Source organism: Gloeobacter kilaueensis JS1, from assembly GCF_000484535.1.
Classification (GTDB): Bacteria; Cyanobacteriota; Cyanobacteriia; order Gloeobacterales; family Gloeobacteraceae; genus Gloeobacter; species Gloeobacter kilaueensis.
Genome location: NC_022600.1, coordinates 4439343 through 4457152, shown reverse-complemented (window position 1 = coordinate 4457152; position 17810 = coordinate 4439343). Strand labels below are relative to the sequence as shown.

Here is a 17810-nt window from a genome sequence, read left to right as displayed (position 1 = left end):
ATCTATGAGCACCCAGACCCAGATTGACCAGCTCAAAGAAGCCGCCGCCCGGCAGGCTGTCGCCCTTGCCCAGGACGGCATGGTACTGGGCCTCGGCACCGGCAGCACCGCCGCCTTCGCCGTCGCCGCCCTCGGCGAGCGGGTGCAGGCCGGTTTGAAAATTGTCGGTGTGCCCACCTCCGAGCGCACCGCTCAGCAGGCCCGCAGCCTGGGCATTCCCCTCGCCACACTGGAGGAGCAGCCCCGCCTCGACCTGACCATCGACGGCGCGGACGAGGTAGAAGTCGAGAGCCTGGCTCTCGTCAAGGGATTGGGCGGTGCCCTGCTGCGCGAAAAGATCGTCGCCGCCGCCAGCACCAGGCTCGTCATCGTCGTGGACGCGGGCAAACTGGTGGATCGCCTCGGTAGCCGCTCCCCGTTGCCGGTAGAAGTTGTGCCCTTTGGCTGGCGGACAACTCAGACCCGCCTGCAGAACATGGGCCTCCGGCCCACCTTGCGATTGGGCACCGACGGCCAGGCGTACCTGAGCGACGGTGGCCACTACATTCTCGACTGTGCCACCGGCCCCATCGCCGATCCGGCTGGGCTGGAAATCGCCCTGGCCACCACGATCGGCGTCGTCGAGAGCGGTCTTTTTATCGGCATGGCCTCTCAGGTCATCGTTGCTCGCCCAGAAGGCATCCAGACTTTACAGGCAGGAGGAGAACATCCATGAAGCTCGAAGGCAAAGTTGCTCTCGTCACCGGCGGCAGTCAGGGCATCGGCCAGGCCATCGCTATCCGCCTTGCCCAGGCAGGCGCAGCGGTTGTCATCAACTACCGCAGCAACCCGGACGGGGCCAAGCAGACCCTCTCCCAGGTCGAAGCTGCCGGTAGCAGAGGGCTGGTCGTCCAGGCCGATCTCGCCTCTGTAGAGGACATTCGCCGTCTGGTAAAGGAGTCCGTTGCCCACTTCGGCACCGTGGATATTCTCGTCAATAACGCCGGTGTCGAAAAGAACGCCGATTTTTGGACGGTGAGCGAGGAGGACTACGATACGGTTCTGGATACCAACCTCAAGGGCGTTTTCTTTGCTACCCAGACGTTCGTTCAGCACCTGATCGAAGCGAAGCGGCCCGGCAAGATCGTCAACATCAGCTCCGTCCACGAGGAGCTGCCCTTTCCCCACTTCACCTCCTACTGTGCAAGCAAGGGCGGTTTGAAGATGATGACCCGCAACCTGGCGATCGAGCTGGCACCTTTTAACATCACGATCAACAACGTTGCCCCCGGTGCGATCGAGACGCCGATCAACACCAAGCTCCTCAACGATCCCGAAAAACTGAACGCCCTGCTCGCCAACATTCCCCTCAAGCGGCTGGGCCAGCCGAGAGACGTGGCCGGAGCCGTGCTCTTTCTCGCCTCTACCGACGCCGACTACATCACCGGCACCACCCTCTTCGTCGATGGTGGCCTGCTCTGGAATTATCAAGAACAGTAGTTCCAAAAAATCGATACCGACTCGCGCCCAAAAGCCGGAATCAATGATACGATAACTGCGAACGATTCGCGGAAAATCCTATGGCTAAAACATGGGCTTGCTTCGTCGTTTTCATGGGCCAGATCCTTGCAGGCAGCGCTTCTGCTTTTCCGACTCCGCATGGAATCTTTGTTCCAAATCAGAGCGCACCATCCGGCACTACTTACAAAATAACCTATATAGATACGACCGGAAAGTTCGTCATTCCGCCCCAGGCGTTCGACGGTGCAGCGCCTTTTTCAGAAGGGTTATCCGCTTTCCAGGTCAAAGGCAAGTACGGCTATATCGACCGGACAGGGGCAATCGTGGTTCCCGCCCAATTTGACAGGGCCGGTGAATTTAGCGATGGGCTCGCCATCGTGCGCAAGGGGGATAAAACCTGCTTCATCGATCGGACCGGCACCTGTGTGACACCCACCTACGCCGCCGCTCAACCCTTCTGCGAGGGTCTGGCTGCCGTCAACGTCGGGGGCGAAGTCAGTTCCGTCGGTGCGGTCAACAGCGGCAAGTGGGGCTACATCGACCGCACCGGTCAACTGGTCATCCCGGCCCAGTTCGACATCGCCCGAGGTTTCTGTCACGGTCTGGCGCTGGTCAACATTGGTGCCCAGGGCCGCTATCAGGACAAGCGCGGCGGCAAGTGGGGCTGGATCGATCGCACAGGTCATTTTGCGATCGCTGCCCAGTTCGATGAAGCCAGAGAATTCGGTACTGATGGTCTGGCTCCGGTGGCTTCCGGCAACAAGTGGGGCTACATCGACCGAACCGGCACATTTGTGATTGCTCCCCAGTTCGACAATGCCACCGCCTTCAGCGGCGGTCTGGCGGCTGTGAACGTTGGTGCCAAACCCCACCCCCTGCTTTCACGGTTAAAGGTTGGAGGAACATGGGGCTACATCGATCATGCCGGTCACTTTGTCATTCCGCCGCGATTTACCAGTGCCTACGAGTTTTGCAGTGGCCAGGCCCAGGTTGCGGTCGAAGAGCGCTGGGAAGGGCCACGATACATCGATGGAAAATGGGGCGTAATTGATCGCAACGGCACCTTCGTCGTTGCACCACGATCCAGCTCTGCGCTCCTGTACTCAGAAGAACTGTCGCCCTTCCAGCAGAACGGCAAGTGGGGCTACTACGACACCAGAGGCAACATTGCCATCGCCCCGCGCTTCACTTTTGCCGGTTCGTTCTCCGATGGGCTGGCTGCGGTTGCCGTGGATGGCAAGTACGGCTACATCGACAAAAAGGGCCAGTTTGTCATTGCCCCGCGCTTCGAGCGCGCTGCCGAGTTCGTCGATGGTCTGGCGGAGGTAGCGGTGCCGTAGCGGAGAAGGGCGAGATCCCAGCCTATCCTCATGATTAGCCGGAGAGGGCATGTTATGAAGGGAGCTTCACTGCCGCACTCGCCATGCCTGCCTTCGTCACTGCCCTTATCTGCCCGCGCTGCCAGCTTCAGCGCGATCCACAGACCATTCAAAATCTCTGTGTCGCCTGTCAGTCGCCACTTTTATAGCTGTCGCCAGGGTTTTCAGGACATAAAGCTCAGGAGTACCTACACCACAGCCCTCTCGAAATGTCCTAATCAGACTGGCAATGGCTATAACCCTGATTTGTCAAACCAGGGTGAAACGTTGATTTCTCGTAGCCTGAAACGCACTGCCCTCGTTGAAAAACCTTGAAGTGACAGATTAGGGATAATTGAGTATGACCCTCTCGTCTCCGATTTCCGTCGCGGCTCCTTGGTGAGCTTTTTGTGCACCCTCTCCTGCTTACAGCGCCGGATTTGTTCTACTCCACATAGAGCCAAGGAGCCTCATTAAGGTAAATATATCTCTCATAAATGACGTCGAAAACGAGTAGAGACAGGATTAGAGCAGCCTGTGCCAGCAGTTTGAGAAGAGTGGAACGCACAGGAATAGGCATATAGGGGGCTCCGCCGTTATTGAGCAAAGGTACCAATAGCAATATTTGAGGCGCATTGCTGCCAGTACTTGCATGTGTTATGGAATACAGACAAGGCAAAATTCCCAATGTAACAATTGCCGCATCTGAGAGGTTATTGGTATGACTACGTACAAAGAAACTCTGACGGATGTTCGTGATTTGGGATGCAAAGGAGACGGTATTTTTGACAACTATTCGCTCTTACAGAATGCACTTAATAATGGCTACACAAATCTTTATTTTCCTGCGGGATATTGGTTGATCAAACAACCACTGACTGTGCCTCCATCAGTACCAAATGGCAGAACAGTTAGGCTGTCTGGCACCAGCAATACTTATTCTATCATCGTCTGTTCTATTTCCAACAGTAGCAAGGGAGCCTTGCAGTACTTCGCAGATGCGAGTAACTTCTCTTGGGGAATCGTGATTGAGCATCTCACCTTTCAAGGCAACTACAATAGCAGTGGTTCTGCTACATGTCACGGAATCTATCTTAAATACATAGCTTATGCACTGCTCACTGACGTTCAGATTCTTAGCTTTAATGGAGCTGGCCTACTCCTCGATAAATGCCAAGATAGCGAATTTAGAAATCTAAATGTGCAGGGTTGCGGACGAACGTCAGGTGACCCAACTGATCCAAGTAAAACTACTTACGGAGCAATACATTTGACGAGCAGTATTCAGAATGATGCCTGCAATATGCTGCGCTTTAACGTTTTAGAGTGTGAACAGAATAATGTCTCTCCATACATCTTTGTGCAGCTCGGCTCTGGATCTGGTCCCATCGGGATTTCTTTCTCACAAGTGCATGGTGAAGTAAGAACTGGCCCGTCGGGGGTTTATGAATTTTTCAGGGCCGAAGGTGGAGATTTTAACTTCAGTGAAGTTGCATTGTCGCAATTTAAGACTGGGTTTACGTTTACAGGTTACGGAATTGCCACCTTTGTGAACTCACGGGATTTAAATGGAGTTAGCCATCCTACAAGTGGTATAACTGCCGGAAGTTACATATCAACCTGCGAAAATACTGGTAATTTATATAATGTTGGTATTACTCCAGGATTCAAAGTAGATAGTTCTAAAGTTGGAAATGTAATTCTTGACTATTCTGGCGCTTCCAATCAACGTTTCACAAACTGTGATATAGGAAACGTTTCTGTGACTCACAAGGGAGGTACCGGCCTAGGTGTCTACATTACTAACTGCACTATGGCTTCACTTTATGTCGATGGATTTGCAATAAATGGTTACTATGCCTTCAACGTCATCACAGGTAACTTGAAATGTGATGCTCTTAATGGTGGCAATAATTTTGTTGACAATTTAGTTCTAGGAACTACCACGATTGCATCAGGAAATTATAAGTCTAATCCCTCTGGCAACCCCAAACTTGCTGCTCTTGCTGAGGGAGATATGAAGCTAGCTGTACTTCCTGCTGCCATAGATCCAGAATACTGCCGTATTGAGCCACTGAGAAATCCATCGCATAGATACAGTTCAACGGAAGCTAGAAAAGTCGCCGAACTTGTCAATCTTTTGCAAATACTTCTTAATGCGGAGATCGCAAGAAGAAGAGACCTAGAAGCTCGACTCATTTCCGCGAATTTACTAAGCGAGACGCCTTTAAAGCCATCCATCTGAATATTTGTGCGATTCGATGTAGATAACTGCATGCAGGTGATGAAAGTGTTTGCTTGCGCGCATGATTAGCCTCAGAATGCGTGTTATGAAGGGAGCCTCACTGCTGCACTCGCCATGTCTGCCTTTGTCACTGCCCTTATCTGCCCACGCTGCCAGCTTCAGCACGATCCACAGACCATTCAAAATCTCTGTGTCGCCTGTCAGTCGCCGCTTTTAGTCGAGTACGACCTCGATCGCCTCCGCACTGCCGTCAGCAAAGAGACCATCTCCGAGCGTACGCCGACGATGTGGCGCTACCGCGAATTTCTACCGGTAGGCGACCCTACGCAGATCGTGAGCCTGGGCGAGGGCTTCACGCCGTTGCTGAACATCAGCTCGATCACCCGCGCTTGGGGGTTAACTCAGGTCTGGCTCAAGGACGACGGGCTTAACCCCACCGGTTCCTTCAAGGCGCGGGGGGCTTCCTGCGGCATCTCGAAGGCCAAAGAATTTGGTATCCGGGCGGTGGCGTTGCCCACAGCGGGCAATGCCGGTGGAGCCTGGGCCTGTTACGGAGCGGCTGCCGGCATTCGCGTGCATGTGGCGATGCCAAAGGATGCCCCCGCAATCAACCAGCTGGAGTGCCGCCTCTACGGCGCGGACTTGCAACTGGTGGACGGGCTCATCTCAGACGCAGGCAAAAAGATTGCCCAGGGCATTCGGGAACACGGCTGGTTCGACGCTGCGACGCTCAAGGAACCCTACCGCATCGAGGGCAAGAAGACGCTTGGCCTTGAGATTGCTGAACAACTGGGATGGCAACTGCCCGATGCGATCGTCTATCCGGCGGGAGGCGGCGTGGGAATCATCGGCATCTGGCGGGCTTTGAAGCAGCTGCGCGCCATCGGTTGGGTGAGTGGCAAGTTGCCCCGGCTGATCGTCGTCCAGGCCGAAGGCTGTGCGCCGCTGGTCAAAGCCTTTGAAGAGCAGCAGCCGGAGTCTGAGTTCTGGCCGAACGCCCGTACCTTCGCCTCGGGCCTGCGCGTACCCAAGGCTCTGGGTGATTTTCTGGTACTGCAGGCGGTGCGCGAAACCGGCGGTACGGCCCTGGCGGTGAGTGACGCCGATTGTGCCAGGATGATGCGGCTTTTGGCGGAGCGGGCCGGTATCTTTGCTGCACCTGAGGGAGCGGCCACCCTCGCCGCTGTGGAACGGCTCCAGGAAGAGGGCAAGATCTTCTCCGACGAGCGCGTCGTAATTATCAACACCGGCTCCGCCCTCAAGTACCCTGAGGCGATGGCCGAGGCTCTCGCAGGTCAGATGTAACTTTTTCTAGAGGTTTCTACTGGGCAGGTTCTCTAGACTGAGGCGATACGCAGTGCCTGGAGAACCTGTATGCCGACTGTTATTGAAAATCCACTGGCGATCGAGGTGCCGTTCCCAAAGCCGCAGCCAATTCCAGGTCCGGTCGCACCGCCTCCTGAATCTCCCCCGGCTCCCACCCCGGACCCGCCGCCGGAATTACCTGTGCCCACTCCTGCGCCGGAGCCGCCCACGCCCCTGCCACCGGAACGGGTTATACCAGGCCCAGGGACCGAACCTGCCGAACCAGTACCGGATGGCCCACCGCTGTAGCTCGCTTCTCAGTGTATTACTTCGCAACCTGTAGGGAAGAGTTGCCCGGTGTCCAGGTGCTGGGATCCGTCTCGGCGGCAAACAACGATCCCAGACGCCGCGATCGCTCACGCAACGCTCTCCAGGCTGCCGTTTCAGCTTTTGTAGCGGGTTGCAAAAATACCAGTTCGTAGCGGTTGGGCACGTTGAAGCGCAGCCAGCCAGCCCTGTCTGTCCGCAATGTCATCTCTTCGTTGTTGAGCAGCATCCGTAAGTGATAATCCTGATTGGCTTTACCGGCCTGCAGGGTGACGGCGATCGGGGGAGTGCCGTCCGGAGACCGCCAGGAACCGGGCTTGTCGAGCGCACGACTGCGCACAGCCGCAATCTGATAGTCTCGCGTGCTGTAAAGATGTACATTTGCGCCTGTTGCTTGGACGGGAGCGACCAGGCCAAGTCGCGGTAGCAGCGCTCTGTACAGTTCGGCCATCAGCGGCGATTCTCGCACGGCGGGTTCAGACGGATCGAAGTGCAAGAATACGATCCGGCCCCGGCCCAGTGGACGAACACTGACCAGAGGCTGAGAGCCGCAGGCAACCAGGGTTTGCCAGCCCGCAGGCTGGGCGAGCGGATAGAGCGAGAACGAGCGGGTAGCTCCGGAGACGGCACCAGCTGAACACTGTTTCGGAGCCGCCAGCCGCAGCAATTCCTCGCGCGCCGGTAGCAGTTGAGCGCGTGTATTGAGGATGGGCCGCTGCCAGACCCCTGCAGTCGTCAACAGCATCCGCCCCTGGCTGGTGGTGAGCCATTGACGCACCCGCTGCCAGCCTGCTTGGAGGGCAAAGAGGGGTTCGTAGAAAACGGTGCGCGAACGCTCGAGGGCAGCGGCTATCTCGCTGTCCTCGGCTGTTCCCTTGAGCTGGTAGCCCAACTCGACCACAGCCCCTAGCGTCGTTTCGTAATTGCCCGTCGCAGACCACTCCCAGGCACGGAAGCCTATGGAGTAGGGACGAAAGAGATTGCGACTAGTGATAGCCAGCAGGGCACTTGGTCGGGGCACCGGAGCGTCCCGCTGATAATCCTGATAGCCAAGACCGTAAGCCCGCAGTCCGAGAGCCCGGCGGTAAAACTGACAGTTGTGCTGAGCGTCTGAAAAACAGAGCCGCACCATCTCGGTGGGAGGCATCTGGGGCAAAAAATCACCCTCTAGCCAGGAAGCGTTTACCGCCGCCCCCAGATCGTAGGCGAGGGCATAGGCTGTCTGGACATCGTGGTAGGGCGTACCATTACCCCCTTCTCCCGCTTCCAGAGAAATTCCTACTCGTGGTCGCGGTACCGCTGCGTCGGTATAGTAGTGAGCATTGACGTAAGCGCCGTCAACTACCGAGCTGTTTACGAACCACTCCTGGGCAGCAAAAGGATAGGCAGCAAGGCGCATCAACCACTTGAAGTCGGTGCCGACGCCGATCGCTTCTGGATTAGCGATGAGCTGGTAGGACAGATCACTGCGGCGCTCGCGGGCGTACAGCGCCAGACGCTGCTGAAACTTCAACCACTCGTAGCTCACCAGCAAATCGAAGAGGGTGAGCTGGGGGTCGTGGCTCCAACCCACAACCGGACGATTGCGGTTGGCTATTGCCATCATCTGCAAGGCAGTGGCCGGAGGCTGCCACTCGGACCACTTGGACACCCCAAAGTAGGCCGGGGTAGGCTTCTCACCCAGATAAAAAGCGGCATAATCAGCGAAGCTGAGGCGGCGCGCTGCTCCTTGAGGGGACAGCACAAGCAACTTTTCGTCTCGACCAGCCAGATCGGTGCGGAAAGCTGCCTGGGTAGTGGGACTATAACCCGCCCGGCCTGGCACCCCACGGGTAGCCCAGGGCCAGACTGAGTCCGAATAGCTCACGGTAAATATCTGTGGCCGGGTGCGGGCAAAATCAAGCCATCCCTGCCAGACGCGCGCGTAGGACGGAGCGAGCATCGCCGCCATGTGCAACGAGGAGGCGCAGAGCGCTTCAGGTTCGCAGCACTGGCTGGTCTGGGGACCAAGCACCGCACAGCTATCCGGGTGACTATAGTCCGCCTGCTCCCAGATCCGCCCCACGTCCTGCTCGTAGCCGACACCAATCGTTTGCAGGCCCACGGGCAAGCTGAGCGGTCGCAGCCGATCGAGTGCCTGTGTCAGGCGATTTTCCTTACTGAAGACAAGTAGCAGCCGCAAAGAAGGTACCTCCTGCTGCCAGCGCGCAAGGTAATCGACCATCCCTGCAGCCAGAGGAGCAGAGTTGTCGGTGGCAACCCAGAATCCGTGATCATCAGCAGCGAATGCCGGTGCGCTGGTAGCCAGTAGCAGGACAGCACCCAGGACAGCACCCTTCATCGGGAAACCTCCGACGGCGCAGCCGCAGTGGGGGGATCGGCAGGCCGGGGCCGGATGAGAACGTAAGCTCCTGTCAACAACAATCCCTGAACATACAGCTGTGAAAGGTTAGCTGTACTGCCGACAGCCTGGATGACGTTAGCGAACCAGAAAAGTGTCAGGATACCAACTGCACTCCAGCGACCCGTGCCAGCGAGGACTACCAGCCGCCGCTCGAAACGCCGCTGCAGCAGCGCAAAACTCACCCCTGCTACTACGGCGAACACAACCACGCCGATCCAGAAAAAATTGAGATACCATTCTCCAAAAAGAGAGGCGCGCAGGCCAAAGTGCGTATCGGTAGGCAATCCGACGATCTGATTTGTCACACGGGAGAATAGATAGTCCTCTTTGAATGGCAAGATCGCAGTCGGGATGAAACCAGCAATCCCGGCCAGCAGCGTTTTGCCGCCCAAAAATTCGCCGTCGAAGTTTGAGAGTACCCAAGCAAAGTCGCGTAACTCCGAGAAATTGTTACCAGCGTAAGCGTAGAAGGCGGCGTAGGAGAGCAGAGCAACTGGATTGCTCACCAGCCAGCCAGCGAACTGAGGCACCCCAGCTTCACGGACCAGACTACTGAGGCCGCTCAAGAGCGTAAACAGAAAGATAAAGACCAGATAGAGCGGATATGAAACTTTGAAGCTCCGGCCTTGTACCAGCCAACGCAGCGACAGGCCGTTGATGAGGCCAAAGAGGAGCCCTGCCAGGTAGGAGCGGTTGCCAGTCAGCAACAGAACGATCACCAGCAGTGGCAATGGTACCAGAGACTGCCAGGGCAGTTGCCGCCAGCGCAGTATCAGTGCCAGACCAAAAAATTCGAGCGCAAGCGCGCCCAGCGAATTGGCAGTGTTGTAGAGCGGACGCAGTTCGGGATAGTCATTGATAAACGTGCGGGCAGAAGCCACGTCCTCGCTCAGTCCCGGGATGGTCTGGGCGTAGAGCATGACACTCAGAAGCACCAGGGCAGAGGCAAGAGCGACGGCCCCAAACAGGTACGCAGCTCGTCGATCGCTAATCAAGCCACTCTCAGCCAACGGCTCTGCTGGAGCCTTGTCCTGGATGGATACCTGCCCTTTTGCCTGGGAGACGAGCCGAAACAGGTAGAAACTTACTACTAGAAAAGCCAGGCCCACCAGATTGACCAGTAAGGCTGTGTCGGCGCTCTTTGAGATCGTCTCAGCAGCGAAGGGACCCACTACCAGACTGGCCAGCGGAATAAAAAAGTAAGCTGCGAGCGTCTGCAGACCGTAGGCCGTCAGGAAAATTGACCAGGGTGAGATGCAGCCCAGCCGACGATGCTCCAACCAGGCAAGTCCCACCAGCAGGCAGATCGCGGCGATACAGAAAAAACCTAAATCCATTTGTCTATCTATCAGGCAGCGCGGCCTTTTTAAGAATACCAGAGGTGTCCAGTATCCCCAGTCTCCAGGCTCTTACCCGGCAGATTGACGGAGCTGGCTCGGTGTGGTAGCTTCTGTGCGAATTATCTCGTCTCATCCAGAAACATGCAGGTGCCCGCCTCCACTGGAATCTGTGCTCTGGCTGCCCTTGGCGTCTTTGGCAAACGGGCTGCCGAGCAGCTCTGGCTTTCCCGGTCAGGCCGCATCATGAAAAGTCCGATGTGAAGAAAAGGCCGCGCATCGCCTTTGTCTCAGCCCGCGATCCGGGGGATCGACGCGCCTGGTCAGGCACGCTGGCCAGTATGTTCTGGGCACTCGAACGGCACTGCGGCGAGGTTGTGCCCCTCGGGCCAGTGCCACCGGACATCACCCTTTATTTGGGCAAAGTGCGCAACCAGCTCTCTTTGCGCCTCCTGGGCAAAAAATACGATTACGCCTTCAGCACCCTTATTGCCCGGCACTACGCTCAGAGATTCGCCGCAAAGCTTGCGCGGGAGCGCTTCGACTGGGTTTTTGCTCCGGCTGCCTCTACTGAGATTGCTTTTCTAGACACGCCGCTGCCGCTCGTCTACCTGTCGGACGCAACTGTCTCTCTGCTGCGGGGCTACTACCCTGACTTTTCAAATCTGACAAACGAAAAGGAGGCAGAGGAGATCGAGAGACGTGCCACTCGTCGGGCGGGCCTGCTCGTCTATCCTTCACAATGGGCAGCCGCTTCGGCGCGGCGAGATTACGGCGTCGATTCAGACAGGCTGGTGGTCGTACCCTTCGGTGCGAACCTCGAACCGGCACCGGCGCACGAGGAAGCCCTGGGCCGCCAGCCCGGTGACCGGTGCCAGCTACTGTTTTTGGGTGTGGACTGGCAGCGCAAAGGGGGCGAGATTACCTTTGAGACACTTTTAGCTCTCGATAGGTTGGGCATTCCGGCACAGCTAACGATCTGCGGCTGTGTGCCACCAGCCCGATTTGACCATCCACATCTAAAGGTGATCCCCTTTCTTGGCAAAAACAATCCAGCCCAAAGTCGCCAGTTACTGACTCTGTTGCTTGCCTCCAATTTTTTGCTGTTGCCGACGCGGGCCGACTGTACCCCAATTGTGCTTTGCGAAGCCGCCGCTGCTGGCTTGCCGGTGCTTGTCGCCGATACTGGCGGTGTGGCCGGTGCCGTTCAAGACGGCGAGAACGGTTTTATCCTACCCTACGAAGCCAGGGGAGAAGCCTATGCCCGACAAATAGCCTGGATCTACGGCGAGCCTGAACGCTACATCGCCCTGGTACGATCTAGTCGGGCTGCCTTCGAGGCACGGCTGAACTGGGATAGCTGGGCAATGACGATTGGCTCACTCGTGCAGGAGCGCTGGGCCATCCCGGCGGGGGCTACGATTTGACAGATGAGTTCGTGACGGCCCACTTCTATTGGCGGCTCTGCTTCTATGCCTGAATCTACTGCTGGCACCTTAACCGGTGGTCGCCTGCTGGCCAAAAATACGATCTCCAGTCTTGCTGCCCAGGCTGTGCCGGTGCTGGTTTCGCTTTTTGCGATCCCGATTCTTATTGGTCAACTTGGAACGGACCGCTTCGGTGTCCTGACCCTGGCCTGGGTGGTAATAGGCTACTTCAGCCTGTTCGACTTTGGCCTGGGGCGGGCTCTGACCCAGTTGTTGGCGGAGCAGTTGGGTCTGGGCGAGCAGGAGAAGCTGAGCAGTCTTACCTGGACTTCCCTGCTACTCATGCTCGGTCTCGGCCTGACCGGTGCGGCCATCCTCGTCGCGGTGACGCCGTGGCTGGTCTACAGCGCCTTGAAGGTGCCCCTTCCCCTGCAACAGGAGACGCTCGCCTCTTTTTACCTGTTGAGTGCATCGATTCCCTGCGTGATCGTCACCGCCGGTCTGCGCGGCATCCTGGAAGTGCTGCAGCGCTTCGATCTGATCAACGCGATTCGCATTCCTGCCGGGATCTTCAACTACCTGGGGCCGGTACTGGTTCTGCCCTTCTCCCGAAGTCTGGTGCCAGTGGTGCTCGTCCTCGCAGCCAGTCGTCTCATCACCTGTCTGGCCCACTACCTTCTCTGCCTGCGCGCTTTTCCGTACCTCAAGGGCCGCATCGAGTTTTCAAAAGAAGTGCTCCCGAGACTATTGCGCTTCGGTGGCTGGATGACCGTGAGCAACGTGATTAGCCCGCTTCTTGCCTACGTAGACCGCTTCTTGATTGGCGCTGTGGTTTCGATTAGCGCGGCGGCCTACTACGCCACGCCGAGCGAGGCTGTTTCAAGACTGAGTCTGGTGGCCGGAACGATCGCCAATGTCATGTTCCCGGCGTTTGCCACCAGTTATATTCAAGATCGAAAGTATACAGAATTGCTGTTCGTCCGCAGCCTTAGATATCTGTCCTTTGTCTTGCTTCCAGTTGTTCTAGTCGGAACAACCCTTTCGCAGGAGATTCTGAGTCTCTGGCTGGGTAGTGAATTTGCTAGTCACAGTTATCGGGTGGCCCAGTGGATACTCATCGGCATCTACGTCAACTCGCTTGCTCAGATCGCACTGTGCCTGGTACAGGCTGTCGGTAAACCCGATCTTTCCGCCAGGCTGCACTTCGTAGAAGCGCCGCTCTATCTCGTCGGGCTCTATTGGCTGGTGAGCAAGGCTGGTATCGAAGGAGCAGCTCTTGCCTGGCTTGCAAGAGTCACAGCAGATATGGTGCTGCTCTTTGTTCTGATCCAAAAGTACCTGCCTGGCAGGTGGAAGCGGCTCAGACAACTCTTTTTGCTGCTCGGGGTGCCGATGCTCAGCTTCATCCCAGCCTTTGTTCTCATCGGCCCGATCGCCAAACTTGTATATCTTTTCATCGTCTTGCCAGCCTGGATTGTGGTAACGTGGTCGGTGCTGCTGGCACCGGAGGAGCGGCAGGCCATGCTGCGCATTGTGAGCGAGCGGACCCTCAGGTTCAAGATGGATTAGTCGGCTACTCCTGCAGGATAAAGCGATGGCAACCGCCGAAACCGTTCAGCTCTTGATGGCTACCTACAACGGCAGCCAGTTCATCGCCGAGCAGATCAAAAGCCTGCAACTACAGACCTATCCCCACTGGCAACTCTGGATCCGGGACGATCTATCGACCGACAGTACCCCTGAGATTATCGAGCAATTTGCCAGGCAGGATTTAAGAATCCAGGTTGTAGCCAGTGACGGCAAACGGCTGGGAGCCTGCAGAAACTTTGCCCACCTGTTGCAGGCATCTCCCAGCAACCAATACACCATGTTCTGCGATCAAGACGACTGGTGGCACGCCAACAAGATCGAGACGATGCTGCAAAAGATGCAGAGTGTCGAGCAAGAATACGGCCAGATTCCGCTTCTAATCCATGCGGATCTAGAAGTCGTAGACGCGCAGTTACAGACCATCTGTGATTCTTTCTGGAAGTACCACGCCATCAAGCCCGGTCGCTGCACTCTCAATCGTTTGCTGGTGCAAAACCCAATTCCAGGCTGTGCCATGTTGTTCAATGGACCCTTGCGGGAAATAGCGGTGCCGATTGCCGAAGGGGCTTTGATGCACGATTGGTGGCTGGTTCTGGTGGCCAGTATCTTTGGGCGAATAGTGCCGATCGACGCCGTTCTTGGCCAGTACCGCCAGCACGGCCACAACTGGGCAGGTGCTGAGGAGTACAACGCCTGGCGGGCGCTCACAAAACTGCTCCACTTCTCTGACAACACCCAGCTCCAACAGGCGACGGCACAATCGGTAGTTCACGCTCGCACCTTCCTGGACTGTTATCGGACGCGATTGAACGTGCCCACGCTCCGGATCATCGAGGATTTTGTTTCTTTAGTGGAAGAAAATTTCTGGGGTAAACGGGTGAAACTGGTACGGAATCGCTTCTTCAGACATGGCCTGGTCAGCACTATCGGTATGATTGCCCGAATATAGAGGCTTGAACCGATCATGACCAAAAACGTTTGCAGAATATGTGGCAGCGAAGACTGTGCAGCCACTTTCGCAGCAAAAGAAATGATGTATGGAATGCGAGAAGAATTCGATTATTTTGAATGCGGTGGTTGCGGCTGCTTACAATTAGCAGATATTCCTCAGGATCTATCCAGATATTATTCTGGCGGCTATTACTCTTTACAACCAGCAGAATTCGTCGAAGATCATCCGGCTGTGGCGTTCTTCAAAAAACAACGAGTGCGCTATTACCTGAACCGCAGGCACTGGTTGGGGTATATCGTGTCAAGAATAGCGAGAAACGACGAATTCCGGCACTGGCTACCCAACCTTCCTCTAGATTTTCACTCGAAAATTCTGGATGTCGGTTGTGGAAACGGCCAATTGCTGTTTGGTCTGTATAAGTCTGGATTTCGCAATCTAACAGGCATCGATCCCTTTATCGATGGCGACAGAGTCTATCGAAGTGGTTTAAGAATTTACAAAAAACAACTCTCGTCAGTGACCGAGCCATTTGATTTTGTGATGTTCAATCACTCCTTTGAGCACATGCCAGAGCAACAGACTGTCCTCAAGCAAGTTCATCGCATTCTTGAGAAAGACCAGTTTCTTCTGTTGCGGATTCCAGTTGCTTCTTCCTATGCCTGGCAACACTATCGAGAGAAGTGGGTCCAGCTCGACGCGCCCCGCCATCTCTACTTGCACACCCAAAAGAGTATAGAGCAGCTTGCGGCTGTAAGTGGATTTGATCTGATGCAGGTTACTTATGATTCAACTGATTTTCAGTTCTGGGGAAGTGAACAATACTTGAGAGATATACCGCTGACCGCATCCAACTCTTATCAAGAAAATCCTGAACGGTCGATTTTTTCTAAAGAGCAGATTAACGACTTTAGAAAGCGGGCGGCAGAACTGAATAAGCTTGGCTTAGGAGATTCTGCCTGTTTTTATCTTAGAAAAATTGGCTGATATCTATGTCGATCGCTCATATTCTGTTCTACGACGACATCGGCTTTTACGGCGGGCATCAGGCGATGACGGTGCGAGCGGCAACCTATCTGGCCACCAAGAGCAATTGCAAGGTCAGTTTTGTTTATAACCGCGCAAACGAGCGGCTGGCCAGAGAATTAAAAGGCTCGAAGGTTCGGCTCTATCCCAGTTCGTTTCGATCCACGACGTTTGTCGCCAATCTGTTGTCGCTCTGGCGGGTGCCGCTGCTGCAAAAGCAGATGAGAGCCTTAAAAGCGGATCTAATCGTCGTTGCCCAGGGCCGCATCGAGCAGTGCATGCTCGGCCTGCTCGCCGCCCGGCTGAGCGGTGAGCGGCTTATCAGCTACCTGCCCCTCGCCCACGACATGGCCCAGATCAAGCGCGGTCGCAGCAAAATCGCCAGTGCCCTCGTCGATGCGGTCGGGCAGTTTTTTTACAGGTTGCCCGAGCACTACATCGTGCCGGACGGGGTGACCCAAAAGCGCCTGCAGCTAAAGGGGGTGCGCACGGGGATCGCGGTTGTACCCAACGGCATCGACACAAAGGCGCTGGTGCGATTGGACAGATATCAGGCGCGCACGCAGCTCGGTCTGGCCCAGGATTGCTACTGGGTGGGCCTGATAGGTCGGATTCTTTTTGCCCAGAAGGGCCAGGACTTTCTGGTGGAATCTGTCGCTGCCCATCGCCACCGCTTCGACAATATTCGGTTTTTGCTGGTGGGCGATGGCCCGGACAGCGGGAAGTTGCAGCAGTTGATCGAGCGCAACGGCCTTGCGGATCTGGTCTATCTGCGTCCCTGGTCGGACGAACCGGCAAAAATTTACTCCGCCCTCGATCTTGTCGTCATGCCTTCTTTTCTCGAAGGGCTTCCCCTCGTCATGCTCGAAGCGATGGGCCACGGTCTGCCCGTCGTCGCCTCGGCGATCGACGCGATGGCCGAGATTTTGCCTGAGCAGTGGCTGTTTGCCTGCGGCGATGGCGACGAGTTTGTGCGCACGCTGCTACGCACGATCGAGGCGGACAACGGGGCGCAGATCGCCCGCAACAGAGCCCGCGTCCTGCAGCAGTTCGATCTGGCGGTCTTTGAGGAAAACTTTTACCGGGCGATTCTCGCTGCTGTGCTCTGATCCATCCCGACGCAACCGCCGGCTGCGAAGTGGTAAAATCGCCGGGACAAAGAGGGAAGCACAGCGATGAAGTCCACCGGCAACCTGGCGCAGGGCACTCAGAGTGTGCCCGAGGAGCGGATCACCTTCTGGGGAGAAGTAAAAAAGGGCCGCGACTGGCTGGTGTTTGTCTGGCAGATGGTCGGGCGGCTCGACAGCCCGGTAGCGCTGCTGCGCGCCCTGGGTACCGGGGTCGGGGCGCTGCTGATGATCGTCCCCAAGTCGATTCGCTGTGCGCTCCTCAAGCTGGGCATCGTCAAGGACTGAACGAAAAGATGTTTCTCAAAGAAGCGGACTATCCTTTTATCGCAATGCTGGAGGCCAACTGGCGGACGATTCGCCAGGAACTGGACCAGCTCGGGGGCGAACATTTTTTTGCCTGGCCCGAAAAGCAGTACTACGGCGAAGGCTGGAACATCTTTGCGCTCTACACCTACGGCGTCGCCCTGGGCAAAAACTGCAAGCTCTGCCCCGAGACGGCGCGGCTGGTCCAGCAGATCCCCGGTATGGCAACGGCGGTCTTCTCCTCGCTGGCACCGGGTACCCACGTCCGGCCCCACCGGGGTGAACCGGCTGGGCTGCTCCGCTATCACCTGGGGCTCATCGTTCCAGAAGGTTGCACTCTGCGGGTCGGTCCCGAGCAGCGCTCGCTGCGCGAGGGGGGCAGCATGGTCTTCGACGATACGACCGAGCACGAAGCCTGGAACCGCAGCGACCGCACCCGCGTGGTTCTACTCGTCGATTTTAAAGATCCCGCCGCGACCAAAAGCCGTGGTCTTGCCACCATTTTCGGTATGTTCAAGCGCCCATAGCGCCTGTTTCAGTTGCGCTCCCGCTCGGGCTGGGGTAAAAAGTCCGGCGGCTCGAAGTTTTCGGGACTTGCCATAAAGCTCAAGATTTCCTGTTCGAGCCGGAGGATCTGGGCGGGATCGAGTTCCTGGCTGTAGCGCAGGGCGGTAATGAACCCCTCGGCAAAGAGGCGCAACTCTTCGTTGCGGTAGCGGCGACGCCACAGTTCTACCAGGGTGTCGGACAGGCGCTGGTAGTAGCGGATGGTCTTAGGGTCTTGCAACATCGGATGCGGTAGGAGCGCGGCTTTGACTTGATTTTGCCTCAATTTATCCGCCTGCAAACATTTTTCTGCCTTTTTGGAGACATTTGGGCCATCGAAAGTCTCACTCGATGAAAGGCTTG

The 17810-nt window shown here is 56.5% G+C and carries 16 protein-coding genes; 13 read left to right on the top strand and 3 right to left on the bottom strand.

The window, feature by feature from the left end; translation table 11 throughout:
- Positions 1 to 4: 4 nt before the first annotated feature.
- From rpiA to GKIL_RS23950, 6 genes are all read left to right on the top strand, one after another.
- Entirely contained in the window at positions 5 to 715 is a 711-nt protein-coding gene (gene rpiA, locus GKIL_RS20695) for a ribose-5-phosphate isomerase RpiA (RefSeq protein WP_023175841.1), read from the top strand.
- On the top strand, positions 712 to 1479 hold the full coding sequence (locus GKIL_RS20690; RefSeq protein WP_023175839.1) for a glucose 1-dehydrogenase: 768 nt from the start codon (positions 712 to 714) through the stop codon (positions 1477 to 1479). The genes rpiA and GKIL_RS20690 overlap by 4 nt, the downstream gene beginning before the upstream one ends.
- Positions 1480 to 1559: 80 nt before the next feature.
- Entirely contained in the window at positions 1560 to 2840 is a 1281-nt protein-coding gene (locus GKIL_RS20685) for a WG repeat-containing protein (protein ID WP_023175838.1), read from the top strand.
- Between the two features lie 739 nt (positions 2841 to 3579).
- The gene (locus GKIL_RS25050; RefSeq protein WP_023175836.1) at positions 3580 to 5103 is read left to right on the top strand and encodes a glycosyl hydrolase family 28-related protein; all 1524 of its coding nucleotides are present in this window, start codon (positions 3580 to 3582) and stop codon (positions 5101 to 5103) included.
- A 114-nt stretch (positions 5104 to 5217) separates the two neighbouring features.
- A complete protein-coding gene (locus tag GKIL_RS20680) occupies positions 5218 to 6408 on the top strand; it encodes a threonine synthase (protein WP_023175835.1) in 1191 nt (396 codons plus the stop codon).
- Between the two features lie 69 nt (positions 6409 to 6477).
- Positions 6478 to 6717: a hypothetical protein gene (locus GKIL_RS23950; RefSeq protein WP_223173792.1), complete on the top strand. Its 240-nt coding sequence runs from the start codon at positions 6478 to 6480 to the stop codon at positions 6715 to 6717.
- Positions 6718 to 6733: 16 nt separating this feature from the next.
- On the opposite strand, the gene GKIL_RS20675 is transcribed toward GKIL_RS23950, so the two are convergent.
- Both GKIL_RS20675 and GKIL_RS20670 read right to left on the bottom strand, forming a co-directional pair.
- Entirely contained in the window at positions 6734 to 9076 is a 2343-nt protein-coding gene (locus GKIL_RS20675) for a hypothetical protein (RefSeq protein ID WP_023175834.1), read from the bottom strand.
- A complete protein-coding gene (locus GKIL_RS20670; RefSeq protein ID WP_023175833.1) occupies positions 9073 to 10476 on the bottom strand; it encodes an oligosaccharide repeat unit polymerase in 1404 nt (467 codons plus the stop codon). Before GKIL_RS20670 ends, GKIL_RS20675 begins: the two co-directional genes overlap by 4 nt.
- Positions 10477 to 10736: 260 nt before the next feature.
- Here GKIL_RS20670 and GKIL_RS20665 point away from each other — a divergent pair, with 260 nt between their 5' ends.
- The 7 genes from GKIL_RS20665 (at position 10737) to GKIL_RS20635 (ending at position 17428) form a co-directional block, all read left to right on the top strand.
- Positions 10737 to 11903 (top strand): glycosyltransferase family 4 protein, encoded by a 1167-nt coding sequence (locus tag GKIL_RS20665; RefSeq protein WP_051382887.1) that lies wholly within the window; start codon positions 10737 to 10739, stop codon positions 11901 to 11903.
- 45 nt (positions 11904 to 11948) lie between these two features.
- Positions 11949 to 13472, top strand: coding sequence for a flippase (locus tag GKIL_RS20660; RefSeq protein WP_023175830.1), 1524 nt, complete (start codon positions 11949 to 11951; stop codon positions 13470 to 13472).
- 25 nt (positions 13473 to 13497) lie between these two features.
- A complete protein-coding gene (locus GKIL_RS20655) occupies positions 13498 to 14442 on the top strand; it encodes a glycosyltransferase family 2 protein (RefSeq protein ID WP_023175828.1) in 945 nt (314 codons plus the stop codon).
- 15 nt (positions 14443 to 14457) lie between these two features.
- Positions 14458 to 15429 carry a class I SAM-dependent methyltransferase gene (locus tag GKIL_RS20650; RefSeq protein ID WP_023175827.1) on the top strand — a complete coding sequence of 324 codons (972 nt, stop codon included), beginning with the start codon at positions 14458 to 14460 and terminating at the stop codon, positions 15427 to 15429.
- A 5-nt stretch (positions 15430 to 15434) separates the two neighbouring features.
- Positions 15435 to 16577 (top strand): glycosyltransferase family 4 protein, encoded by a 1143-nt coding sequence (locus tag GKIL_RS20645; RefSeq protein WP_023175826.1) that lies wholly within the window; start codon positions 15435 to 15437, stop codon positions 16575 to 16577.
- Between the two features lie 66 nt (positions 16578 to 16643).
- Positions 16644 to 16883, top strand: a complete 240-nt coding sequence (locus tag GKIL_RS20640) for a hypothetical protein (protein WP_023175825.1) — start codon at positions 16644 to 16646, stop codon at positions 16881 to 16883.
- An 8-nt stretch (positions 16884 to 16891) separates the two neighbouring features.
- Positions 16892 to 17428 carry an aspartyl/asparaginyl beta-hydroxylase domain-containing protein gene (locus GKIL_RS20635; protein ID WP_023175824.1) on the top strand — a complete coding sequence of 179 codons (537 nt, stop codon included), beginning with the start codon at positions 16892 to 16894 and terminating at the stop codon, positions 17426 to 17428.
- A gap of 8 nt (positions 17429 to 17436) precedes the next feature.
- Here GKIL_RS20635 and GKIL_RS20630 read toward each other — a convergent pair whose 3' ends face one another.
- Positions 17437 to 17691 (bottom strand): DUF6761 family protein, encoded by a 255-nt coding sequence (locus GKIL_RS20630; protein ID WP_023175823.1) that lies wholly within the window; start codon positions 17689 to 17691, stop codon positions 17437 to 17439.
- Between the last annotated feature and the right edge of the window lie 119 nt (positions 17692 to 17810).